This window comes from Planotetraspora silvatica (genome assembly GCF_016863315.1).
Lineage (GTDB): Bacteria > Actinomycetota > Actinomycetes > Streptosporangiales > Streptosporangiaceae > Planotetraspora > Planotetraspora silvatica.
In genome coordinates this window covers 43,615-66,516 of the sequence record NZ_BOOQ01000028.1, presented here as the reverse complement: position 1 = coordinate 66,516, position 22,902 = coordinate 43,615, and the positions used below count along the sequence as shown (strand labels likewise).

Below are 22,902 nucleotides of genomic sequence, written 5' to 3'. Positions count from 1 at the left end.
GCATGAGAAGACCGCGAAGAGCAGTCTTAGCCGCAACTCTCACCGCCGCCCTCACCACCACCTTCCTGACAGCGGAACCGGCCGGGGCGGCGACCCCCACCCCCGACCAGCAGTGGACCCAGGTCCAGCAACTCGTCGGCGCGATCAAAGGCCGCTGGACCAGCCAGGCCTACACCAACGCGGTCAGCCGCTCCATGCCCGACACCGCGCTGCTCGGCAACGGCGACGTCGGCGTCACGTCCGCAGGCGGCGACGGCTACAAGACCTTCTACATCTCCAAGGGCGATTTCTGGACCGGCAACCCGAGCCCGTCCTTCGTCGCGCTCGGCGCGGTGACGATCACCCCGGCGTCCGGCACGGGCGGCGGCTCCGGCAACCTCGCGCTCGGCGCGACGGCGACCGCGTCGAGCTCCCACCCGTCCTTCCCTCCGGCCAGGGCGGTCAACGGCGGGTGGGCGTCCGGCTACGAGGGCTGGGTGTCCGACATCGGCAAGCCGCAGACCCTCACGCTCGACCTCGGCACGGCCAAGACCTTCAACCGGTACGTCCTGCGGCACGACGCCGCGGCCCGCCCGGCGGAGACGGCCAACAACACCAAGAACTGGACCCTCCAGGTCAGCACCGACAACTCGGCCTGGTCCACCGTCGACACCGTCACCAACAACACCGCGAACGTCACCGACCGGACCTTCGCCTCACAGACCGTGCGCTACGTGCGCCTGAACATCACCGAGCCGACCCAGGGGACCACGGCGGACTCGATCAACAACCCGCGCGGCCGCATCGGCCAGTTCGAGCTGTACGCGGGAAGCGGTCCCACGACGCCCTCGGGACCGTTCACCGAGGAGCAGAACATCCTCAAGGGCGACGTCGAGACGTCGATGACGATCGGCGGCACGCCCGTCTCGATGACGACCTGGACCGGCGCGAACGACAACCTCGTCGTCACCCGCGTCAGGTCGCTCGGCTCGTCGGCCGTTCGGCTGAAGGTCCAGACCTCGACCGGCTCGCCCGACGCGCGTTCCGGCTTCACGAGCACCTCGGGCGTCTCGGGCAACACCGTCTGGGCCACCCGCCAGACGGCGGCCGGGTCGAAGTGGGTCTCCCGGGCGTCCCTCGCCACCCGCGTCGTCGGAGGCGGCCTCGTGGGCGCGCCGACGGCGAGCGGCGCGGCCGGCACCTTCACCTTCGACCTGCCCGCGGGTCAGACCGTGAACATCGTGACCGGCGTGGCCGGCGGCGGCCCCAACCCGGCCGACCCCGCCCCCGCCGCGCGCTCGCTGGCCGACGCCCAGAGCTCAGGGTCGCTCGACGGCCTCTACAACGGGCACGTCGACTGGTGGAAGCAGTACTGGCTCAAGTCCTACGTCGACCTCGACGACGACACACTGGAGCGCTTCTACTACGGCTCCCTCTACCTGCTCGGCTCGGCCAGCCGGCCGGGCAAGACCGCGCCAGGACTGTACGGCATCTGGGCGACCAGCGACTTCCCCCAGTTCAGCGGGGACATGCATCTCAACTACAACTGGATGGCCAACTTCTACGGCACCTACTCCAGCAACCGGCCCGAGCTGGCGCTGCCGTACTTCGACCTGGTGACGGCCTACCTCCCGGAGGCGCGGCGCCGGGCGCAGCAGGACCTCACCCGCGTCAAGCCCGACTACATCAGCAGGCGATTCCCCAGCGGGGGAGTGCCGAGCGGTGTGCTCTTCCCGGTCGGAATCGCGCCGTTCAGCTCGACGACGGGCTCCACCGCCGACGACAACTACCACCAGCAGGTGGTGAACTCGCTGTTCACCGCGACGCAGTACATCTCGTACTACGACTACACCCAGGACCGGACGTTCCTGCAGAACACGGCCTACCCCTTCATGAAGGAGGTGGCCGCGTTCTTCCAGAACTATCTGGAGTTCGACGCCGCCGCCCAGCGCTACGTCCTGTGGTCGGGGCCGCACGAGGGCACCTGGGGCAGGAACTCCAGCCCCGACATCGGGCTGCTCAAGCACCTGCTGACCTCGGTGATCAACGCCAGCGTCGAACTCAACGTCGACTCCGGCCCCCGCGCGACCTGGCAGAACATCCTGTCCAAGCTCCCGGCCACGCCGAAGACCACCTACAACGGCCAGACGGTCTACGCGCTCGCCGACCCCGGCACGATCACCGGCGGCGACACCCGCGACATCCATCCGGGCGACAACACCGTCAACCTGGAGTTCATCCACCCGGGTGAGGTGCTCGGCATCAACGGGCCCGCCGCCGACAGGCAGACCGCCATCGCCACGCTCGACGTCATGAACTCCTGGGGCCAGGACAACAGCTTCCCCAAGGTGTTCACCCAGGCCGCCCGCGTCGGCTACCCCGCCCAGAGCCTCATCGACAAGCTGAAGGCCCAGATCAACGGCAAGATGGCCGCCAACCTGCGCATCAGCGACCCCTTCCACGGGCTGGAGAAGACCGGGGCGATCGAGGCGATCGACGACATGCTGCTGCAGACCGACGGCGGAGTCACGCGGGTCTTCCCCGTCTGGCCGTCGGCGAAGAACGCCTCCTTCGTCAAGCTCCGTGACAAGGGCGGCATGCTCGTCTCGAGCGCGCGCAGCGCGGGACAGGTGAGCTACGTCGACATCACCAGCCTCGCCGGCAAGGCCGTACGTCTCCAGAACCCCTGGCCGGGACGCGCGGTCAGGGTCGCCAGGGCCGACGGATCCACGGTCGCCGTCACCATGAGCAACGACCAGATCAACTTCCCGACCCAGTCGGGAACGACCTACACCGTCACGGCGGCCTGACCCACAGGTTTCCGCGAAGGCCGGACACCGGACCCCCGGCCGAGGAAGGTGATGCCTCCTCGGCCGGGCCCTCACCCGGAGTCTCGCCGCCGTGCCGCCGAGTGGCGCTCAGGCGAGACGATGACGACCGGCAGTCCGCGCGCCGCGGACCCCTCCCTCGAGCGGGATCGACTCGCGCTGCTCCATCCGGGCGCGCCGCGCCGACACCACGCGCGTGGCCAGTACCGCCGACAGGAGCAGCGCCGCCGTCAACGCGGTCCCCGCCGCGTCGTACGGCTGCGACGGACGCACCGGATCGGACTTCAGCCTGCCGGTCAGCCCGGGGATGTCCCGGCCGGGCCAGAGCAGGGGGATGGCGCCGTCCTCGTCGAGGTTCACACGCGGGTCCGGCGCCGGCACCACGTCCTTGCCGCCCGCCGGGGTGTACCGGGGCAACTCGACCGTGCGGGCCGGCTCGGCTGGGAGCGTTCCCGCGGGCGTTCTCGCCGGTGGTTCGGGCGCCGGCTTCGGCTTCTTGGGCGGCTTCGCCGGAGGCGGCACCGCCTGCCCATCGCAGTCGCCGCCGAGGCCGAGCAACGTGATGCACGGGACCGGAGTCGGCCCCGTTCCGCCGCCGGAACCACCGGATCCGGAACCGCCTGAGCCGCCTGAGCCGCCGGAACCACCTGAGCCGCCGGAGCCCCCGGTCAGCGGGTCCGTGACCTTGTCGACCGTGCTGCCCACCACGTCGACGGCGGATTCCACGGTGTCGTCCACCGCACCTCCGACGCCGTTGACGGTGCCGCCGACCCCGTCCGTCACGCCGCTGACCACGTCGTCGAGGCCTCCGGTCACCGGTGACGTCACACCGCCCGTCACCCCGTCGACCACGTCCGTCACCCCGTCGACCGTGTCGCCCACCCCGCCGAGGATCGAGCACAGGCCGCCCGTCACCGAGGAGACCAGGCCGCCTCCCGTGCAGTCCATCGCCTGCGCCGGTTGGGCCGCCACCAAGGGAATTGCGCCAGCGAGAGCGAACGCCAATGCCCCGGCAGAGATCGCGGAGGCATTACGTGCGATCCCCATCTGTCCCCTTCCGTCACGTTAACTTCGTTCCCCGCTACTCTTGCCACTCTTCGCCGGAGCACCAAGTTATGCAGCAGCAAGTTGCGATTCGGTATCGATGCGTGATACGTGAGGTCGACTCTCGTTTCTCATCGCGCTCGCTTCGCTCGCGCGTGCTCGGGGCTGGGCCGGGGTGACGCTACTGCTGCTTTGCGAGCCACTCCTCGAAGGTGGTCGGCGCGATGCGGGCGCCCTCGCCGGGCAGGAGTACGTCGCCGGCCGCCTCCGGACCGAGCACCGATGACCAGGTCGGCACGAGCTTGACCGTGTGTCCGCGCGCGTCGTTGGTGCGCCGGGCCATGTCCACCAGGTCCTGCGCCTCAGGGCCGGCGACATCGCGGTGACGCCCCTGCGGTGCGCCCGTGGCGATCTCGGTGAGGATGTCGGCCACGTCCGCGGGCGCGATCGGCTGGACGAGCAGCGGTGGAAGCGTGGCGACGCCGTCCTGCTCGGTCCAGCTCGTCACCGTCGCGGCGAAGTCGTGGAACTGCGTGGCGGGAACGATCGTCCACGGCACCGGGCCCTCGGTCACGAGGCGCTCCTGCTCGCGCTTGCCGGCGTAATGCGCGTTGCCTTCAATACGGCCGACGCCGACGATCGAGAGCAGTACGTGGTGACGGACACCGGCCCGTTCCTCGGCGGCGAGCAGGTTCCGGGTGGTGGTGCCGAAGCGGGCCACCGCGTCGTCCCGGTCGGCTGCCGTGTAGCTCGTGACGTCGATGACGGCCTCGACGCCGGCCAAGGCGGCGTCGAGGCCGTCGCCGGTGGTCAGGTCCACACCGAATGAGCGGCTGATGCGCACGACCTCGTGCCCGGCCTGTTCCAGGGCCTCGACGGTGCGGGCCCCGATGTTCCCGGTGGCTCCGGCAACGGCGATTCGCATGATCCTCATGGTGATCTCTCCTCTGTCTCGCATGTCGCCGCCACACTATCTCGGACTAAATAGATCCTCAATGTCTGGGATAGCATCGGGGTTTATGAAGCTGCCTGTGAGTACGGAATGGCTGTTGCACTGCGCCGCGTCGCTGGCGCAGCTCGAGGCGGGGGCCACCGCGTCGGCGGCACAGCTCGCCCAGTACTTCGACCTGCCGGCGGCCTATCTCGCCAAGCAGCTGCAGGCGCTGGTCAAGGCCGGCGTGCTGGCCGCGACGACAGGCCCGCGCGGCGGGTTCCGGCTGGCCCGGCCCGCTTCCGAGATCACGCTCCTGCAGATCGTCGAGGCGGTCGACGGTGCTGCCTCGCCGTACGAGTGCCGCGAGATCCGCCAGCAGGGACGGGGAGCACTGCCCGCCGAGGAGTGCCAGAACCCCTGCATCCTCGCCGCGAAGATGGCCGAAGCCCACGAAGCCTGGCGGAACAGCCTCGCCACGACCTCGCTCAGCGAGATCATCGCCGCACTGCCCCCATCAGCCCCGTCCCGTACCCGCCTGCGCCTGACCGGAACGCCCTAGCGCATCCGCCGGCTCCAAGGCGCCCCGAGCAAGTGAATACAGCGCGATTCACGCCGACACGTCGTCGAGGGCTTCGCGGATCTCGCGGGGGAGGGACAGGCTCTCGGCCTCGAGCACACCGAGCAGTTGGGCGTGGGTCCGGGCGCCGACGATGGCCGACGACACGCCCGGGCGGTCGCGGACCCAGGCGAGGGCGACGGCGAGAGGGGAGACGCCCAGGCCCTCGGCGGCGGTGGTGACGGACTCGACGATGCTGCGGCAGCGCTCGTCGAGATAGGGCCGGACGAACTCGGCGAAGTGCGGGGTCGCGGCCCGGGAGTCGGCCGGGATCCCGGTGCGGTACTTCCCGGTGAGCACACCACGCCCGAGCGGCGACCAGGCCAGCACGCCCGCGCCGACATGGTCGGCCGCAGGCAACACCTCCACCTCCGCGTCGCGGGCCAGGAGGGAGTACTCGACCTGCGCGCCCACGAGAGGGGCGCGGGACTCACCCGACTGCTGCCGGACCGCGGCCGCGGCGAGTTGCCAGCCGGTGTAGTTGCACACCCCGGCGTATGCCGTACGACCGGTGGAGACCGCGAGGTCGACGGCGGCGAGCGTCTCCTCCAGCGGGATGCGCGGGTCGAACGCGTGCATCTGCCACAGATCCACCTCGTCGAGGCCCAGCCGGGCGAGCGAGGCGTCGAGCGCCCGGATGAGATGGCGGCGGGATCCGTTCGTGCCGCCGTCGGGGGTCAGGACCGCCTTGGTCGCGATCACCAGGTCGTCGCGCGGGACCACGTCGCGGATCAGCCGGCCGATCAGCCGCTCGGCGTCGCCCCCGCCGTAGACGTCGGCGGTGTCGATCAGTGTGCCGCCGGCGTCGGCGAACGCGGTGATCTGAGCCGTGGCCTCCTCGGCCGACGTGTCGCGGGCCCAGGTCATCGTGCCGAGACCGATGCGGGACACCGTCAGACCGCTGCGCCCGACATATCGCTGATCCATTGCCGGGTAAGAGTAGCCGATAGGGTGTCCAGACCATGGACGTACTTCAGGCCACCGTTCTCGGCATCGTCCAGGGGCTCACCGAGTTCCTGCCGATCTCGAGCTCAGCGCACTTGCTCATCGTTCCGAAGCTCGCCGGATGGACCGACCCGGGAGCCGCGTTCACCGCGGTGATCCAGCTCGGCACCATGCTGGCAGTGGTGATCTACTTCTGGCGCGACATCATCCGGATCTTCACGACCTGGTTGCGCAGCCTGTGGACGCCTGAGCTGCGGCAGGACCTCGATGCGAGGATGGGCTGGTACATCGGCCTGGGCACGATCCCGATCGGTGTGGCGGGGCTGATCTTCAAGGACGCGATCGAGGGCCCCGCGCGCAACCTGTGGCTGAACGCGATCATGCTGATCGTCTTCGGCCTTCTCCTCCTGTTCGCCGACCAGTACGGCCGCAAGAAGAAGGAGGTCGCCGACCTCAACATGCGCGACGGCCTCATCATCGGCGCGTGGCAGATGCTCCCGCTGATCCCGGGCGCCTCGCGCTCCGGTTCGACGATGACCGGCGCCATGTTCCTCGGATACACGCGGGAGGCCGCGGCCCGCTACTCCTTCCTCCTGTCGATCCCCGCGGTGATCCTCTCCGGGCTGTTCGAGCTCCGCGGCATCGGCGACGGCGGGGGAGTGCCCCTGGTCCCCACGCTGATCGCGACCGTCGTCTCCTTCATCGTGGGATACGCCTCGATCGCCTGGCTCCTGCGCTACGTCGCGAAGCACTCGACGAACATCTTCGTCATCTACCGGGTCTTCGCCGGGACCTTCCTGCTCACCCTGCTCGGCCTGGGCGTGATCTCGTCATGACGACCGTCCTGCTCGTACGGCACGGCCTCACGGCCATGACCGGGCCCGTGCTGGCCGGGTGGACTCCCGGGGTCCACCTGAACGAGCGCGGGCGCGAGCAGGCCGAGGCCCTCGGCCGGCGGCTGGCGCCCCTGGAACTCGACGCCATCGTCTCCAGCCCGCTGGAGCGTTGCCAGGAGACGGCCGGCGCGGTCGCCCAGGGCCGCGCCGTGCCGGTGCAGACCGACGACAGGTTCGGCGAGTGCGGCTACGGCGACTGGACCGGCAGGCCGCTGAAGGAGCTGGCCAAGGAGCCCCTGTGGAAGGTCGTGCAGGCCCACCCCAGCGCGGCCGTCTTCCCGGGCGGTGAGGCCCTCGCGGACACCCAGAGCCGGGCGGTGCGTGCCGTACGGGAATGGAACGAGCGGCTGGGCGAGAAGGCGACCTACCTCGTCTGCAGCCACGGCGACGTGATCAAGGCGATCGTGGCCGACGCCCTCGGACTCCATCTCGACCAGTTCCAGCGGATCACCGCGGACCCGGTGTCGCTCACCGTGATCCGTTACACCTCGTTGCGTCCCTTCCTGCTCAGATCCAACGACGTCGGAGGAGACGTCGCCGATCTGATGCCTCGCGAAGAGGTTGCGGAGGAGTCAGACGGGGGAGAAAACCCCACCGGGAGTGATGCCGCTGTCGGCGGTGGACCAGGGACGACATAGGGTCGGGCTATGCCGGTCTTCGACTATGATCCGCCTGACAGGTTCGTGGCCGGTGCCGTCGGGCAACCGGGAGCACGCGCCTTCTTTCTGCAGGCCCGAGGTCAGGGCAGGGTCACGACCGTGGCGCTCGAGAAATTCCAGGTAGCCGTGCTCGCCGATCGGCTGGACGAGCTGCTCGACGAGGTGTTGCGCCGCAGCGGCGGCCGCGCCCCGGTGCCGGCCATGGCCCCCGCGGACCTGACCGACGAGGCGCCGCTCGACCTCCCCATCGACGAGGACTTCCGGGTGGGCACCATGGCGCTCGCCTGGGATCCCGACACCTCGCAGGTCGTGATCGAGGCCCAGGAGGCCACCGAGGGCGACGAGGACGACGAGCCGTTCATCGTGGAGGTCGACGACGACCGGCCGGAGCCCGCCATCCTCAGGGTCCGGATCAGTCCCGCGGCCGCCCGCGCGTTCAGCCGTCGTGCCCTCGACGTGGTGGCGGCGGGCCGGCCCCCCTGCCCGTTGTGCGGCCAGCCCCTGGACCCCGACGGTCACATCTGCGTGCGCCTCAACGGTCACCACCCCGGGGGGCTGTCGGTGTGAGCGAGCTGACGAGCGGGGCCGCCGCGGCGGCCGGGCGGGGAACCGGATGACGGCTGAGGGCGAGCCGACCCCCGGCGACGTCGACGGGTCCGGGCTGGACGACGAGGCCGCCATGCGGCTGCTGCGCGACGGCAAGCTGGACGTGGCCGGCAGGCTGGTCGAGGCCACGAACATGACGTTGTACTGCTCCATCCGCCATGGCGGGCAGGTGGCCGCGTGCGTCTACAAGCCGGTGCGGGGTGAGCGCCCGCTCTGGGACTTCCCCGACGGCACCCTGGCGGCGCGCGAGGTGGCCGCCTACGAGGTGGCGGCGGCCACCGGCTGGCGGATCGTTCCGCCCACGGTCTACCGCGACGGTCCCTTCGGCCCGGGCATGGTGCAGTTGTGGATCGACACTGATCCGGAGGCCGACCTGCTGGCCCTGGTCCGCAGCCGTCACCCGGGGCTGCGCCGGATGGCGGTCTTCGACGCGGTGGTCAACAACGCCGACCGCAAGGGCGGCCATCTGCTGCCGCTGGAGGACGGGCACGTCTACGGCGTGGACCACGGCGTGTGCTTCTCGGCCGACGACAAGCTGCGCACCGTGTTATGGCAGTGGCGGGGCAAGCAGTTGTCCCGGGACGCGGTGACCATGCTGACCGGCCTGGAGCGCGACCTGGAACGCGGACGGCTGGGCAGGCGGCTGCGCGAACTGCTCACGCCCGCCGAGGTGGAGGCCACCTGGGAGCGGGTCAGGCGGTTGCTCCAGACCGGGATCCATCCGTATCCGTCAGAGGACTGGCCGGCGATCCCGTGGCCGCCGATCTAGTACTTGCGCGAAAAGCTCTGATTGTGCACTCTGCAGGAGTCTCTACCGATTCTGGAGGGAACGCACGTTGTGTACGGTCATCGTGAGTGTGGAGCCGGAAGCCGAGGTTCCCGTGCTCCTCGTCGGGGTGCGTGACGAGTTCGTCACACGGCCGTGGTTGTCTCCCGGCCGGCACTGGCCGGATCATCCGGGACTGGTCGGCGGCCGGGACCTCCAGGCCGGCGGCACCTGGCTGGCGGCCGACCCCGCCGCCCGGAGGGTCGGAGTGCTCCTCAACGGGCATGGGGTCCCCGCGCCGGAGGAGGTCCGCCGCACGCGGGGCGACCTGCCGCTCCAGGCCGCCGAGGCGGGCGAACTCCCGCCGATCGATCTCTTCCGCTACGACCCCTTCCATCTCGTGGCCGCCGGTCTGGACGGCGTGCGGCTGTGGAGCTGGGACGGTGAGCGGCTCGCCGAGGACAAGCTGCCTCAGGGCGTGCACATGCTGGTCAACAGCGGCTGGGAACGCGGCGACGACCATCCCCGCGTCGCGGCCTTCCGGCCCGCCTTCGCGTTCGCGCAGCGCCCACGTTGGCTGAACGGCGGTTCGCCCGAACGGTTCTGGGGGGAGTGGCTCGAGTTGGCGTCCGGAGCCGGGCTGGCGGCCGACGACCCCAGGGCGCTGGTCTTCCGGCAGCGGCTGGAGGACGGGCGGGTCTTCGCGAGCCTGTCGGTCAGCCTCCTCGCCCTGTCCGAGGACGGCCTGCGCTTCGACTTCTGGCCCACGCCGGGAGACCCCTCGTCGTGGTATCGGGTGGAAACGGGTGATCCCGCCTGAGCCGAGTCCACGGTCACGCGGATAGGCTGCACAACATGCGATCGTGGTCTGCGCCGAACATCCCCAAATTGCCCGGTTCGGGCGTTCCGCTCCGTCTGTACGACACCGCCGCCCGCGACGTGCGCGAGACGAGGCCGTCGGGACAGGCGCGGATGTACGTCTGCGGCATCACGCCGTACGACGCCACCCATCTGGGACATGCCAACACCTACCTGGCCTTCGACTTGGTCAACCGGGCATGGCGGGACGCCGGCCACGAGGTCCACTACACCCAGAACGCCACAGACGTGGACGACCCGCTGCTGGAGCGCGCCCAGGCCACCGGCGTCGACTGGCAGGACCTGGCCGAGCGCGAGATCGACCTGTTCCGCTCCGACATGGAGGCGCTGCGCATCCTGCCGCCCCGGGAGTACGTCGGGGTGACCGAGGTCGTCGACGAGATCGCCTCCCTCGTGGGCAGGCTCACCGAGCGGGGGGCGACCTACCGGGTCGACGACGACGTCTACTTCTCCGTGGCCGCCGCGCCCAAGTTCGGGGCCGTGTCGGGCTACTCGGAGGAGCGGATGCTGGAGCTGTTCCGCGAACGCGGCGGCGACCCCGACCGGCCGGGCAAGCGCCATCCGCTCGACTGGCTGCTCTGGAGGGCCGAGCGGCCCGGCGAGCCGTCCTGGGCGGCCCCGTTCGGACCCGGCCGTCCCGGCTGGCATGTGGAGTGCACGGCCATCGCCCTGCGGAACCTCGGCAGCGGGTTCGACGTGGCGGGCGGCGGTTCCGACCTGATCTTCCCGCATCACGAGATGGGCGCCTGCGAGGGACACGTGGCCACCGGAGAGTGGCCGTTCGCCCGCGCCTACGTGCACGCGGGCATGGTCGCCCTCGACGGCGAGAAGATGTCGAAGTCCAGGGGCAACCTCGTCTTCGTCTCCAAGCTCCGCCCGGTGGCCGATCCCATGGCCGTACGGCTGGCGCTTTTGGCCCACCACTACCGGTCCGACTGGGAGTGGACGCCGGAGCAGCTCACCCAGGCCGAGGACCGTCTTGCCCGCTGGAGGGCGGCCACCGGCCGCGCGTCGGGGCCGGACGGCCTGGCCGTACTGGCCGGGGTGAGGGAGCGGATCGCCGACGACCTCGACGCACCCGGAGCCCTCGCGCTCATCGACGAGTGGGCCGCCGCGGAGGGCGGCGACACGACGGCTCCCGCCCTGGTGCGGGACGTCGCCGACGCCCTGCTCGGCATCGAGCTCTGAACGCCCCTCAGGCCGGACGGCCGGCCTTCCGCGGGTGATCGCGCGGGCCGACCCCCGGACCGTGGTGGTAGGTCCTGAGCGGCCTTTCCAGATGCGCCTCTCCCGATATGAGGAGGCCGGGCACGGCGAGCAGGGCCGGGTCCTGCGGGGCGGGGTCGGGCAGGGCGAGGCGCGCGTCGTCCGACCGGTCCGACCCGCCGAGCTTGCGGGCGACGTCCTCGCGGAGCTGGGGGAGATGGGCGTAGAGGCGGTCACCGGGGCATGAGGTGGCGTTGAGGTCCCGGTGACCGATGATCGCCTTGAGGGGGTCGAGCCGGTACACGCCGCAGAGCCAGGCCAGCAGGCTCGTCAGGGAGGCGAGCTGCGACTCGGTGGGCAGGTCGGTCATGTACGTCCCCTCGGTCTCGATGCCGAGGGTGTGGCGGTTGTGGTCGGCGGCCTGGGCGCCCATGACGTGCTTGCGCTCCTGGATGGCGGGCAGCGTCCTGTTGCGGCCCTCCATGATCTGGCCACCCCGGCCGACGGTGAACTGTTCGCCGATGTCCGCCCAGTCGTTGTGGTGCATGTGGTAGCGCTGGATGGCCCGTGACAACCGGAACGCGGCGTCCAGGCTCTGGTCGCTCGTGTTGGCCGTGGCCGTGTGATGGATGACGAGCCGGTCGGGGGTCCGGTCGAGGATCACCGCCTTGGTCTTGGGGGGCGCCGCGTGCCACTCACTGCGCGTGTAGATGCGCGGACGGGTCGCGGGATCGCCGGCGAACGCCTGAGCCGACGTCCCGAGCAGGACCCCGCCCGCCAGCCCGGTTCCCGCCAGCAGGAACGCGCGGCGGGTGACGGGCGTCTCGCGCAGCCTCGCGCCGACCTGTGAGAACGCGGGCATGACCCTCCCAAGTGAGCGGTGGACTTCGGGGGTCCACGGTCCGTCGGGAGGTTGGGTCGATATCCCCGGCCTCTGGGCCCGCTATTCCTCCTCACGGAAACCGGTCCTTTGTCAACCGATATGTCCCGGGAATATTGCCAAAGCCGAATACCCTGTCGTCCTGATCGGACGCCGATATCCGGAATGGCCACTCGTGTACATTCGACACGGCAATTGTCCGGTAATGGCATTATCGGCCGGATCAGGGAATGGCGGCCAGGAACCGCCGCTGGTCCTCATCGGGCAGGGCGTCGATGAACAGCACCCCGTCCAGATGGTCGGCCTCGTGCTGCAGGACCCTGGCCAGCAGTCCGATCGCCCTCACCGTGATCGGCTTGCCGTACATGTTCCTGCCGCGGACGACCACGGAGAACGATCGGGCTCTCGGCCACCACATGCCCGGCGCGGACAGACACGCCTCGTCCGCGACGATCACGCGATCCGACGGTTCGAGACGCGGATTGACGATGTGTCCCGCCTTGCCGTCCAGATCGAAGGCGAGCACTCGCAGGGGGACTCCGATCTGAGGGGCGGCGAGCCCGGCGCGTCCTGGACCGGCTCGCATGGTGGCGGTGAGTGACCGGACGAGGTCCCTGAGGGATCGGTCGAATACGGTGACGGGTTCGGCTACGCTCCGTAGCACTGGATCGGCGAACATACGGATCTGACGGACAGTCATGCACGCTCCCCGCGGCGACGACGACACCACAACGAAAGTCCCCAGTTTGGCGTTGTACCAACCTTTGTTAAATCCGTATTGCATGGGTGATAGGTACATTTCATCGGCCGGGTGAATACGCGACGGGGGCCCCGCGAATCGTCACGGAGAGTCAACACACGTAACTCGTCTCTCATGGCCGCGTGATCGCCCGCGGGCTCACATCCGGCCGGCGGCACAAGTGAGCGCCGTTAGCGGCTTGTAGCACAGCGGTAACAGCAGGGACCCAGCCGCGAAACCGCCTGAAAGCACCATCGGACCATGCCGGTCTCACTTTCCCCTCCGCGGCCTGTGATGCCACGCGATCACCTGAGCACGGGCGCCGCGCCTGGCACGCGGTCCGCGCGCACGGGGCCGGCCTCCCTCATGACGGGTGCCTGTGCGGCGACCCCGCCCGCGTCGCCCCGGCCTGTCCCATCCGCGTCAACGACGAAACCGTGGAGGTGAGCGTGGCATGACCGCGCTTCTGGACGATCCTCTGGTCACACCCGAGACGGCGCCCGACGCGTTGGCCGGGTTCACCATCGGGGTGACCGCGACCCGGCGTCGCGAGGAGTTCTCCGCGCTGCTGGAACGCCGCGGCGCACGGGTGTACCAGGCGCCGGCGATCCGGCTGGTGCCGGTGGCCGAGGACGCCGGACTGCTCGCCGCCACCCGGGCCTGCCTGGACGCGCCGATCGACTACGTGGTGATTACCACGGGCGCCGGCTTCCGCGGGTGGATGTCGGCGGTCGAAGGATGGGGACTCGCCCCCGACGTCGCGCTCCATTTCGAGGCCGCCCGGCTGCTGCCGCGAGGCCCGAAGGCCCTCGGCGCGGTCCGCGCGGCCGGCCTGACCGACTTCTGGACGCCGGCGACGGAGTCCTGCGAGGAGATGAAGGACTACCTCCTCGCCCGGGACCTCCGCGGCCGGCGCATCGCCGTACAACTGCACGGCGAACCGCTGACCGGGTTCGTCGCCGCACTGCGCGAGGCCGGCGCGGAGGTCATCGAGGTGCCCGTCTACCGATGGCTGCCCTACCGGGACACCTCGCCGCTGCGCCGTCTGGTGAGCCAGGCCATCACCGGCTCGGTCGACGCGGTGGCGTTCACGAGCGCGCCCGCGGTGATCGCCATGCTGAACGCCGCCCGCGCCGACGGCCTGGAGGAGCCGCTGCTCGCCGCGTTCAACACGCACGTCGTGGCGGCCTGCGTCGGCTCGGTGACCTCCGCCCCGCTGGAGGCCCGTGGCGTCCGGGTCGTCCAGCCGGACCGGCCCAGGCTCGGCGCGCTGGCGCGCACACTGGCGCGCCACCTGCCCGCGAGCAGCGTCACGCGGATCGTCGCGGGCGGCCACGATCTGGAGATCCGCGGGCACGCGGTGGTCGTCGACGGCGAGCTCAAGCCGCTGCCACCGGCGCCGATGGCCGTCCTCAAGCGACTCGCCGAACGGCCGGGCCATGTCGTCGCGCGCGCCGAACTGCGCGTGGTCCTCCCCGGCGGCCCGTCGCGCGACTCGGCCGAGCACGCGGTCGAGATGGCGATCACCCGCCTGCGCCGTGCCCTCGGCCCCTCCGGCATCGTGGAGACCGTGGTCAAGCGGGGCTACCGCCTGGCCATCGGGCGGGACGAACGATGACGGCCACCCTCGTCCTCGCTGCGCACGGGGCCCGCAGCGAGGAGTGGGAGTCCGTCATGGGCTCTGTCGCGGAGCGGGTCCGCCGGGCCCGCCCGGGGCGCCGGGTGGAGGTCGGCTTCCTGGAGCTCAGCTCACCCGCTCTCACCGATGTGCTGGCCGGGGCGCCGGGGCCCGTGGTGGTCGTCCCGCTGCTGCTCGCCGGGGGCTACCACGTGCACATCGACCTGCCGGCGGTGGTCGCGCGGACCCGCCCGGACGCACGGGTCACCGGGCAACTCGGGCCGCACCCGCTGCTGACCGCGGTCCTGGCCAGACGGCTCGTGTCGGCCGGTCTGCGGTCGTGCGACGCCGTCGTCCTCGGGGCGGCGGGCTCGTCGGACCCGGCCGCGCTCGAGGACGTCCGGGCCGCGGCCCGGCTTCTGTCCGTACGGCTCTCGCGCCCGGTGACGGCGGCCTTCGCCTCGGCGGGGAGCCCCTCGGTGGCGCAGGCACTGAGCCGGATCAGGTCGGGACCCGCTCCCCGGGTGGTGATCGCGTCCTACCTGCTCGCCCCCGGGCTCTTCCACGAACGGCTGGCCGCCTCGGGGGCCGACATGGTCAGCGCCCCCATCGGCGCCGACGACGACGTGGCCGAGCTCGTCTGGAGGAGGTTCGACGAGGCCGTGGCCACAGGATGGAGGACGGCCGCCGCGATGTCACCGGGCCGGCCGGCCCAGGTGCGGTCAGTGCCGAGCCTGTCCCTGACCGCGGGTTTCCCGCCGCCCGCCGCTTAGCCGTACTCGGCCGCCTTCGTGGCCGGCTTCCCGAGCCGGGTTCCCAGTGGCCTCCAGAGCCGGTTTCCCGAGCCGGTTTCCAGCGGGGTTCCCGGCCGGTTCTCCTAGCCGTCGGTGCCGCGGTCGCGGCGGCGCAGGTATCGCTCGAACTCGGCCGCGATGGCGTCGCCGCTGGCCTCGGGCAGGTCGGCGGCGTCCTTGCGCTCCTCGAGCTCCTTGACGTACTCCGCGACCTCGCTGTCCTGGGACGCCAGCTCGTCGACCCCGTGCTCCCAGGCGCGGGCCTCCTCGGCCAGCTCGCCGTACGGCATGGGGATGTCGAGCATGTCCTCGATCCGGCGCAGCAGCGCCAGGGTGGCCTTCGGGTTGGGCGGCTGGGCCACGTAGTGGGGGATCGACGCCCACAGCGACATGGCCTGCAGCCCGGCCGAGCCCAGCGAGTGCTGGAGGACGCCGACGATGCCGGTGGGCCCCTCGTACTTGGTCATCTCCAGGTTGAGCGCCCGGGCGAGCCCGGGATCGCTCACGGACCCCACGATCGGGACCGGGCGGGTGTGCGGCGAGTCGTTGAGCAGCGCGCCCAGCATGATCGCCAGGTCCACGCCGAGGTCGTGGCAGAGCCCGACGATCTCGGCGCAGAACGAGCGCCAGCGCATGTTGGGCTCGATGCCCCGCAGGAGCACCACGTCGCGCTTGGCGCCCGGGGGCCGGGCGAGCAGCAGGCGGGTGGTCGGCCAGATGATGGACCGGGTGAGACCCTCACCGAGCTCCACGATCGGCCGGGTCACCTGGAAGTCGTAGTAGTCCTCCGGGTCCAGCTCGACGAGCGGGGTCGCCTTCCACATCGCCTCGAGGTGCGCGATGACGCCGCTGGACGCCTCACCGGCGTCGTTCCACCCCTCGAACGCGGCGATGAGCACCGGGTCGACGAGCTCAGGGAGCCCTTCGAACTCGATCACGCGCCGCCTCCCTAACTGGGCCACTGATTTATCGTTCAACCCAAGACTATTCGGTGAGGGTACCCGGGCGTCACCCACGAACATCACCGGGCCTTCGTTGTGCCCGGAAACACGGGGGAGGCGACCCCGCGAAGGGAGATCATGTGGAATATGTCGTGACACCCAGCCGATAGGCTTTGTCCCATGACCAGCAGACCGTCCTTCCGTGAAGCGCTGTCCGAGCGAGTCTTGGTCGCCGACGGGGCGATGGGGACGATGCTGCAGTCCTACGACCCGACTCTGGACGACTTCCAGGGCCACGAGGGCTGCAACGACGTGCTCAACGTGAGCCGTCCCGACATCGTCAGAGCCGTCCACGACGCTTATCTCGCGGTCGGCGTCGACTGTGTCGAGACCAACACGTTCAACGCCAACCAGGCGGCCCTCGGCGAGTACGGCATCTCCGACCGGATCTTCGAGCTCTCCGAGGCGGGCGCGCGGCTGGCCCGCGAGCAGGCCGACACGTGGTCGACCGCCGAACACCCCCGGTTCGTCCTCGGCTCCATGGGGCCGGGCACCAAGCTCCCCACCCTGGGGCACCTGCCGTACCTGACGCTGCGCGACGCCTACGGCGAGAACGCCGCGGGCCTGATCGCGGGCGGGGCGGACGCCCTGATCATCGAGACGTGCCAGGACCTGCTGCAGCTCAAGGCGGCCGTCGTCGGCGCGAAGCGGGCCGCCGAGGCCTCCGGCCGCGATGTGCCGATCATCACGCAGGTCACCATCGAGACCAACGGCGCGATGTTGCTGGGCTCCGAGATCGGTGCGGCGCTGACCGTGATCGAGCCGCTGGGCGTCGACCTGATCGGGCTCAACTGCGCCACCGGGCCGGCCGAGATGAGCGAGCACCTGCGCTACCTCGCCAAGCACGCGCGCCTGCCGCTGTCGTGCATGCCGAACGCGGGACTGCCCCAGCTCACCTCCGACGGGGCCTACTACCCCCTGACGCCCGACGAGCTCGCCGACGCGCACGAGAACTTCACCCGCGACTACGGGCTCGCCCTGATCGGCGGCTGCTGCGGCACGACGCCCGAGCACCTGCGCAAGGTCGTCGAGCGCAACTCCGGCAAGGCCCGTGCCGTACGGCGGCCTCGCCCCGAAGCGGGGGCGGCCTCGCTGTACCAGCACGTCCCCTTCCGCCAGGACACCTCTTACCTGGCCATCGGCGAGCGGACCAACGCCAACGGCTCCAAGGCGTTCCGTGAGGCGATGCTCGCCGGCAACTACGAGGAGTGCGTCGAGATCGCGAGGGCGCAGGCCCGCGACGGCGCCCACATGCTCGACCTGTGCGTCGACTACGTCGGCCGCGACGGCGTGACGGACATGAAGGAACTGGCGTTCCGATTCGCCACCGCCTCGACGCTGCCGATCGTGATCGACTCGACCGAGCCCCCGGTCATCGAGGCAGGCCTGGAGATGCTCGGCGGCCGCGCGGTCGTCAACTCGGTCAACTACGAGGACGGCGACGGCCCCGACTCCCGCTTCACCAAGGTGATGCGGCTGGTCAAGGAGCACGGCGCCGCCGTGGTCGCGCTGACCATCGACGAGGAGGGGCAGGCCCGCACCGCCGAGTGGAAGGTGCGCGTCGCCACCCGGATCATCGAGGACCTGGTCACGAACTGGGGGATGCAGGTCGCCGACATCATCGTCGACTGCCTCACCTTCCCCATCGCCACGGGCCAGGAGGAGACCCGGCGCGACGGCATCGAGACCATCGAGGCGATCCGTGAGCTCAAGCGGCGCTATCCGACGGTGCAGACCACGCTCGGCCTCTCGAACGTGTCCTTCGGCCTCAACCCGGCCGCGCGGATCGTGCTGAACTCGGTCTTCCTCAACGAGTGCGTCAACGCCGGGCTCGACTCGGCCATCGTGCACGCCTCCAAGATCCTTCCTACGGCCCGGATCCCCGACGAGCACCGCCAGGTGGCGCTCGATCTGGTCTACGACCGCCGGCGGGAGGGCTACGACCCCCTGCAGCGGTTCATGGAGCTGTTCGAAGGGGTGGACGCGGCCGCTCTGAAGGCCGACAAGGCGGCCGAGCTCCTCGGGCTGCCGCTGTGGGAGCGGCTCAAGCGGCGCATCATCGACGGGGAGAAGAAGGGGCTGGAGGGCGACCTCGACGAGGCGCTGACCCAGCGGCCCGCCCTGGAGATCATCAACGACGTGCTGCTCGACGGCATGAAGACCGTGGGCGAGCTGTTCGGCTCCGGCCAGATGCAGCTGCCGTTCGTCCTCCAGTCGGCCGAGGTCATGAAGAACGCGGTCGCTCAGCTCGAGCCGCACATGGACCGGGTCGACGGCGCCACCAAGGGCCGGATCGTGCTCGCCACGGTCAAGGGCGACGTGCACGACATCGGCAAGAACCTCGTGGACATCATCTTGTCCAACAACGGCTACGAGGTCGTGAACCTCGGCATCAAGCAGCCGGTGTCGGCCATTCTCGAGGCGGCGGACGACGAGAAGGCCGACGTGATCGGCATGTCCGGACTTCTCGTGAAATCGACGGTCATCATGAAGGAGAACCTCGAGGAGATGAACTCCCGGGGCATCGCGGACAAGTATCCGGTTCTCCTGGGTGGCGCCGCCCTGACCAGGGCGTACGTGGAGCAGGACCTCGCCGACCTCTACCAGGGAGAGGTCAGGTACGCCAGGGACGCGTTCGAGGGGCTGCGGCTGATGGACGCCTTCATGGCGGTGAAGCGCGGCGTGGAGGGCGCGGAGCTCCCCGCGCTGCGCGAGCGCCGGGTGAAGACCGGGGCGGTCCTCACCCGGACCGCGGTCGAGGACCTGCCGTCCCGCTCCGACGTCGCGGCCGACAACCCCCTGCCCAAGCCGCCGTTCCTCGGCGACCGGGTGGTCAAGGGCATCCCGCTGGCCGACTACGCGGCCTTCCTGGACGAGCGGGCCACGTTCATGGGCCAGTGGGGGCTCAAGGGATCCCGCGGCGGCGACGGGGTCTCCTACGAGGAACTCGTGGAGACCGAGGGACGGCCGAGGCTCCGCATGTGGCTGGAGCGGCTGCAGACGGAGAACCTGCTCGAGGCCGCCGTCGTGTACGGATACTTCCCGTGCGTCAGCGAGGGCGACACCCTGATCATCCTCGACGAGGCCGGGAACGAGCGCACCCGGTTCACCTTCCCGCGTCAGCGGCGTGACCGGCACCTGTGCCTGTCGGACTTCTTCCGGTCCCGCGACTCCGGAGAGGTCGACGTCATCGCCTTCCAGGTGGCGACCATGGGCAACCGGATCAGCGAGGCCGCGGCGGAGCTGTTCGCGAAGGACTCCTACCGCGACTACCTGGAGCTCCATGGCCTGTCGGTGCAGCTCACCGAGGCCCTCGCGGAGTACTGGCACGCCAGGGTGCGGTCCGAGCTGGGCATCGGCGGTGACGAGTCCCTCTCCGACATGCTCAAGGTGAACATCGCCGGCTGCCGGTACTCCTTCGGGTACCCGGCGTGCCCGAACCTGGAGGACCAGGTTCAGCTCATGGAGCTGCTCGATCCCTCGCGCATCGGCGTCACCCTGTCGGAGGAGTTCCAGCTCCACCCCGAGCAGGCCACGTCGGCGCTGATCACTCATCATCCCGAGGCGAAGTACTTCAACGTCTAGCTTTCGGGCTTTCACGGAATGCGAGCCGGGGCGGCGGTGTTGACGCCTCCCCGGCTCCGGGCCGTCCTCCTCCCGGCTCCCCGGGGTGAGGAAGGCTTCGGGTGGACCTCTACCATGTTGGTCCCCCCTCTTAACGGAGGCGCTCAGCCGGGGGAAGGGGTCACGTGGACGCTGTGCTGTTCGACATGGACGGACTGCTCGTCGACACCGAACGGGTGTGGTTCGAGGTCGAGGAGGAGGTCATCGGCCGCCTCGGCGGAACGTGGGGGCCGGAACACCAGGAGCAGCTGGTCGGAGGGTCCTGGGAGCGGACCGTCGCCTACATGCTGGCGCTGACCCGAACCGACGTCGATCCGGCCATCGTGGGGGAGTGGCTGATCGAGGGCATGGAGAGCCGCCTGTCCACCGGCGTCGTCCTCATGCCGGGGGCACTCGACCTCCTGCGCAGTCTCGGGGACCACGGGATCCGCACGGGGCTGGTCACCTCCTCGCTGCGGGTGATCGCCGACGCCGTCCTGAAGAGCGTCGGCCGGGAGTACTTCGAGGTGATCGTGACGGCGGACGACGTCTCGCGGACCAAGCCCGACCCCGAGCCGTACCTGACCGCCGCGACGCTGCTCGCGGTGGATCCGGTGCGCTGCGTCGTCCTGGAGGACTCGCCGAACGGCGTCGCCTCGGCGACCGCGGCCGGCTGCCGGGTCGTGGCGGTGCCGAGCGTGCTGCCGATCACTCCCGCCGCCGGTCGGCTCGTCATGCCCTCGCTCCTGGACGTGAACGTCGACCTGCTGCGGTCGCACGTCCTCTGATCGCGGGAGCCGTACGCGCCGGTTGAGGTGGCGTGGCGCCCTGAGCCATGCATGATCACGAACGGTGTTCGTGCAGGTGAAGTGGTGTGCGGCCGAAAGTGCGCATGATCACGGCTGGTGTTCGTGCTGGTGAGGCGGCGTGCCGCCGAATGTGTGCATGATCACGGCGGGGGGGTTGGGCGGGTGGGGTGGGGATTCCGCGAATGTGTGCATGATCACCACCACGGGTGAAGGTGTGCGTGATCATCACCACGCGGAGGGGCGGGTCGCGTGCCAGGATGGAGGAGTGCCGGATGTCCGGGCCGTGACTTAGGGGATCGCCATGACCTTCGACCAGATCGCCTGGTTGCCGCTCTGTGCCGGGCTCACCGCGGTGGGGATCGCGCTCAGCTACCTCGCCTTCCGTCGCAGAGGGCTCCAGGCGGGCCTGCGGGCGACCGCCTGGTCGCTGCTTCCCCTGGCGGCCTACCTGACCGGGGCGCTCAGGACGGTGTGGAACATCGGCTCGGCCGTCGTCGGCTTCGTCACGGGCCTGGTCTTCTCGCCGATGGTCTGGTCGGGCGTCGTCGTCACCGGACTGTCGGTTCTGCTCTTCTTCGTCTCGGGCGGCCTGCGTGGCCGGGCTCTTTCCCGCGCCCGTGCGACGGGTCCCGCCGATCCGGAGGCGCCCGCGAAGGCGGAGACGCCGCGGAAGCAGGGCAAGGCGGCCGACCCGCGACCCGTCGAACGGGCCGCCAAGCCCGCCCCCGCCGATGATTTCTCCGACATCGAGGACATCCTCAAGCGGCGTGGGATCAGCTGAAAATCTCACATGTCGGGACCTGGATCAGTCTTCGGTTCTATGTCACGGATTTGCGACACAACCGAAACGAGACCCCCACAATCCTTTCAAGATCAACACGAATGAGTTTCGCATGAATCACAGTTGAACAACGGGCGGCCTCAGGGTCCTGGTCACTGCAGCTCAGCGCATACATTGTGCGTTCCAGAGGCACCACACAACGGGCCTCACGGACAATGTCGTCTGCGATCCAGGGAGTCCCGACACCCATGGCCGCGCGTAGCAAGGTCATTAAGGAAGTCAGCACCTTGGTCATGGAACCGTGCAAGGAGGGTCTATGACCGCGCCGCTGGACGTGCCCGGATCCGATTTCGAGGCCACGCCGGAAGCCGTCCTCGCGGGGCAGGGTGACATCAAGGCCATCCAGGGCCGTTCACTCGGTCAGATCGCCTGGATGCGGCTCAAGCGCGACAAGGTGGCCCTCGCGGGCGGACTGGTCGTGATCTTCCTGATCCTGGTGGCGATATTCGCGCCACTGATCGCCGGGGCCTTCGGCCAGGACCCCACCCAGTTCAACTCCGACCTCATCGACCCGACCACGCTGGTGCCCAAGGGCGGCACCGGCATCGGCGCCGACCACCTCTTCGGGGTCGAGCCCGTCAACGGCCGGGACATCTTCAGCCGCGTCGTCTACGGGGCACGCATCTCGCTGCTGATCGCCTTCCTCGCCACGTTGCTGTCGGTGGTCATCGGCACCCTGCTCGGCGTCACGGCGGGATACTTCGGCGGCATCGTCGACTCGATCATCAGCAAGGCCATGGACGTCTTCCTGGCGTTCCCCATCCTGGTCTTCGCCATCGCCCTCGCGGGCGTCGTCCCCGACTCGGCCTTCGGCCTGACCGGCGACACCCTGCGCGTCTCGCTCCTGATCTTCATCATCGGCTTCTTCAGCTGGCCGTACATCGGGCGCATCATCCGTGGTCAGACGTTGTCGCTGCGCGAGCGGGAGTTCGTCGACGCCGCGCGGAGTCTCGGGGCGCGCGGGCCGTACATCATCTTCCGCGAGATGCTGCCCAACCTGATCGCGCCGATCCTGATCTACGCGACGCTGCTGATCCCGACCAACGTGATCTTCGAGGCGTCGCTGTCGTTCCTCGGCGTCGGAGTGCGGCCGCCCACCCCCACGTGGGGCGGCATGTTGGCGGACGCGGTCCGGTTCTACACGGTTCCGCACTTCTTGTTCTTCCCCGGCATGGCGATCTTCATCACCGTCCTGGCGTTCAACCTGTTCGGCGATGGCCTGAGGGATGCCCTCGATCCGAAGGCTCGATGAAATCTCT

General features: G+C 69.9%; 20 protein-coding genes. 14 read left to right on the top strand and 6 right to left on the bottom strand.

Features of this window, described 5'->3' with window-relative positions:
* Positions 1-2 precede the first annotated feature (2 nt).
* Positions 3-2,789, top strand: coding sequence for a discoidin domain-containing protein (locus Psi02_RS21810; protein ID WP_203976965.1), 2,787 nt, complete (start codon positions 3-5; stop codon positions 2,787-2,789).
* Positions 2,790-2,897: 108 nt separating this feature from the next.
* Here Psi02_RS21810 and Psi02_RS21805 read toward each other — a convergent pair whose 3' ends face one another.
* Both Psi02_RS21805 and Psi02_RS21800 read right to left on the bottom strand, forming a co-directional pair.
* Positions 2,898-3,779 (bottom strand): hypothetical protein, encoded by an 882-nt coding sequence (locus Psi02_RS21805; RefSeq protein ID WP_203976963.1) that lies wholly within the window; start codon positions 3,777-3,779, stop codon positions 2,898-2,900.
* Between the two features lie 253 nt (positions 3,780-4,032).
* Positions 4,033-4,776, bottom strand: a complete 744-nt coding sequence (locus Psi02_RS21800) for an SDR family oxidoreductase (protein ID WP_203976961.1) — start codon at positions 4,774-4,776, stop codon at positions 4,033-4,035.
* A 94-nt stretch (positions 4,777-4,870) separates the two neighbouring features.
* On the opposite strand from Psi02_RS21800, the gene Psi02_RS21795 reads away from it, so the two are divergent.
* Entirely contained in the window at positions 4,871-5,344 is a 474-nt protein-coding gene (locus Psi02_RS21795; protein ID WP_203976959.1) for an RrF2 family transcriptional regulator, read from the top strand.
* Between the two features lie 48 nt (positions 5,345-5,392).
* Here the strand turns inward: Psi02_RS21795 and Psi02_RS21790 are convergent, their stop codons facing one another.
* Positions 5,393-6,328 carry an aldo/keto reductase gene (locus Psi02_RS21790; protein WP_203976957.1) on the bottom strand — a complete coding sequence of 312 codons (936 nt, stop codon included), beginning with the start codon at positions 6,326-6,328 and terminating at the stop codon, positions 5,393-5,395.
* Positions 6,329-6,363: 35 nt separating this feature from the next.
* Between Psi02_RS21790 and Psi02_RS21785 the strand changes: the two genes are divergently transcribed.
* From Psi02_RS21785 to mshC, 6 genes are all read left to right on the top strand, one after another.
* The gene (locus Psi02_RS21785) at positions 6,364-7,182 is read left to right on the top strand and encodes an undecaprenyl-diphosphate phosphatase (protein ID WP_203976955.1); all 819 of its coding nucleotides are present in this window, start codon (positions 6,364-6,366) and stop codon (positions 7,180-7,182) included.
* Positions 7,179-7,880 (top strand): histidine phosphatase family protein, encoded by a 702-nt coding sequence (locus Psi02_RS21780; protein WP_203976953.1) that lies wholly within the window; start codon positions 7,179-7,181, stop codon positions 7,878-7,880. The genes Psi02_RS21785 and Psi02_RS21780 overlap by 4 nt, the downstream gene beginning before the upstream one ends.
* A gap of 9 nt (positions 7,881-7,889) precedes the next feature.
* Positions 7,890-8,468: a DUF3090 domain-containing protein gene (locus Psi02_RS21775; RefSeq protein ID WP_203976951.1), complete on the top strand. Its 579-nt coding sequence runs from the start codon at positions 7,890-7,892 to the stop codon at positions 8,466-8,468.
* 46 nt (positions 8,469-8,514) lie between these two features.
* Positions 8,515-9,276, top strand: coding sequence for an SCO1664 family protein (locus tag Psi02_RS21770; protein ID WP_203976949.1), 762 nt, complete (start codon positions 8,515-8,517; stop codon positions 9,274-9,276).
* Positions 9,277-9,358: 82 nt separating this feature from the next.
* Complete coding sequence (locus tag Psi02_RS21765; RefSeq protein ID WP_275415225.1) at positions 9,359-10,093, top strand: NRDE family protein; 735 nt, start codon at positions 9,359-9,361, stop codon at positions 10,091-10,093.
* A gap of 35 nt (positions 10,094-10,128) precedes the next feature.
* Complete coding sequence (gene mshC, locus Psi02_RS21760) at positions 10,129-11,340, top strand: cysteine--1-D-myo-inosityl 2-amino-2-deoxy-alpha-D-glucopyranoside ligase (RefSeq protein ID WP_203976941.1); 1,212 nt, start codon at positions 10,129-10,131, stop codon at positions 11,338-11,340.
* Positions 11,341-11,347: 7 nt separating this feature from the next.
* On the opposite strand, the gene Psi02_RS21755 is transcribed toward mshC, so the two are convergent.
* Together Psi02_RS21755 and Psi02_RS21750 are read right to left on the bottom strand one after the other, a co-directional pair.
* Positions 11,348-12,220 carry a peptidoglycan recognition protein family protein gene (locus Psi02_RS21755; protein ID WP_203976940.1) on the bottom strand — a complete coding sequence of 291 codons (873 nt, stop codon included), beginning with the start codon at positions 12,218-12,220 and terminating at the stop codon, positions 11,348-11,350.
* Positions 12,221-12,461: 241 nt separating this feature from the next.
* Positions 12,462-12,938 carry a peptide deformylase gene (locus Psi02_RS21750; protein WP_203956064.1) on the bottom strand — a complete coding sequence of 159 codons (477 nt, stop codon included), beginning with the start codon at positions 12,936-12,938 and terminating at the stop codon, positions 12,462-12,464.
* A gap of 493 nt (positions 12,939-13,431) precedes the next feature.
* Here Psi02_RS21750 and Psi02_RS21745 point away from each other — a divergent pair, with 493 nt between their 5' ends.
* On the top strand, positions 13,432-14,595 hold the full coding sequence (locus Psi02_RS21745) for a uroporphyrinogen-III synthase (protein ID WP_203976939.1): 1,164 nt from the start codon (positions 13,432-13,434) through the stop codon (positions 14,593-14,595).
* Entirely contained in the window at positions 14,592-15,368 is a 777-nt protein-coding gene (locus Psi02_RS40745) for a sirohydrochlorin chelatase (RefSeq protein ID WP_203976938.1), read from the top strand. Before Psi02_RS21745 ends, Psi02_RS40745 begins: the two co-directional genes overlap by 4 nt.
* 104 nt (positions 15,369-15,472) lie before the next feature.
* Here Psi02_RS40745 and Psi02_RS21735 read toward each other — a convergent pair whose 3' ends face one another.
* Positions 15,473-16,327 carry a PAC2 family protein gene (locus tag Psi02_RS21735; RefSeq protein WP_203956066.1) on the bottom strand — a complete coding sequence of 285 codons (855 nt, stop codon included), beginning with the start codon at positions 16,325-16,327 and terminating at the stop codon, positions 15,473-15,475.
* 183 nt (positions 16,328-16,510) lie between these two features.
* Here Psi02_RS21735 and metH point away from each other — a divergent pair, with 183 nt between their 5' ends.
* From metH to Psi02_RS21715, 4 genes are all read left to right on the top strand, one after another.
* A complete protein-coding gene (gene metH, locus Psi02_RS21730; RefSeq protein ID WP_203976935.1) occupies positions 16,511-19,975 on the top strand; it encodes a methionine synthase in 3,465 nt (1,154 codons plus the stop codon).
* Positions 19,976-20,139: 164 nt separating this feature from the next.
* Positions 20,140-20,781 carry an HAD family hydrolase gene (locus Psi02_RS21725; RefSeq protein WP_203976933.1) on the top strand — a complete coding sequence of 214 codons (642 nt, stop codon included), beginning with the start codon at positions 20,140-20,142 and terminating at the stop codon, positions 20,779-20,781.
* A 322-nt stretch (positions 20,782-21,103) separates the two neighbouring features.
* Complete coding sequence (locus Psi02_RS21720; RefSeq protein ID WP_203976931.1) at positions 21,104-21,583, top strand: cellulose synthase; 480 nt, start codon at positions 21,104-21,106, stop codon at positions 21,581-21,583.
* Between the two features lie 316 nt (positions 21,584-21,899).
* Complete coding sequence (locus Psi02_RS21715; protein ID WP_203976929.1) at positions 21,900-22,895, top strand: ABC transporter permease; 996 nt, start codon at positions 21,900-21,902, stop codon at positions 22,893-22,895.
* The last annotated feature ends 7 nt before the right edge of the window (positions 22,896-22,902 follow it).

Coding starts and splice junctions, on each gene's coding strand:
- Psi02_RS21810 (WP_203976965.1), top strand. CDS start 3: ATGAGAAGACCGCGAAGAGCAGTCTTAGCCGCAACTCTCACCGCCGCC.
- Psi02_RS21800 (WP_203976961.1), bottom strand. CDS start 4,776: ATGCGAATCGCCGTTGCCGGAGCCACCGGGAACATCGGGGCCCGCACC.
- Psi02_RS21795 (WP_203976959.1), top strand. CDS start 4,871: ATGAAGCTGCCTGTGAGTACGGAATGGCTGTTGCACTGCGCCGCGTCG.
- Psi02_RS21790 (WP_203976957.1), bottom strand. CDS start 6,328: ATGGATCAGCGATATGTCGGGCGCAGCGGTCTGACGGTGTCCCGCATC.
- Psi02_RS21785 (WP_203976955.1), top strand. CDS start 6,364: ATGGACGTACTTCAGGCCACCGTTCTCGGCATCGTCCAGGGGCTCACC.
- Psi02_RS21780 (WP_203976953.1), top strand. CDS start 7,179: ATGACGACCGTCCTGCTCGTACGGCACGGCCTCACGGCCATGACCGGG.
- Psi02_RS21775 (WP_203976951.1), top strand. CDS start 7,890: ATGCCGGTCTTCGACTATGATCCGCCTGACAGGTTCGTGGCCGGTGCC.
- Psi02_RS21770 (WP_203976949.1), top strand. CDS start 8,515: ATGACGGCTGAGGGCGAGCCGACCCCCGGCGACGTCGACGGGTCCGGG.
- mshC (WP_203976941.1), top strand. CDS start 10,129: ATGCGATCGTGGTCTGCGCCGAACATCCCCAAATTGCCCGGTTCGGGC.
- Psi02_RS21755 (WP_203976940.1), bottom strand. CDS start 12,220: ATGCCCGCGTTCTCACAGGTCGGCGCGAGGCTGCGCGAGACGCCCGTC.
- Psi02_RS21750 (WP_203956064.1), bottom strand. CDS start 12,938: ATGACTGTCCGTCAGATCCGTATGTTCGCCGATCCAGTGCTACGGAGC.
- Psi02_RS21745 (WP_203976939.1), top strand. CDS start 13,432: ATGACCGCGCTTCTGGACGATCCTCTGGTCACACCCGAGACGGCGCCC.
- Psi02_RS40745 (WP_203976938.1), top strand. CDS start 14,592: ATGACGGCCACCCTCGTCCTCGCTGCGCACGGGGCCCGCAGCGAGGAG.
- metH (WP_203976935.1), top strand. CDS start 16,511: ATGACCAGCAGACCGTCCTTCCGTGAAGCGCTGTCCGAGCGAGTCTTG.
- Psi02_RS21720 (WP_203976931.1), top strand. CDS start 21,104: ATGACCTTCGACCAGATCGCCTGGTTGCCGCTCTGTGCCGGGCTCACC.
- Psi02_RS21715 (WP_203976929.1), top strand. CDS start 21,900: ATGACCGCGCCGCTGGACGTGCCCGGATCCGATTTCGAGGCCACGCCG.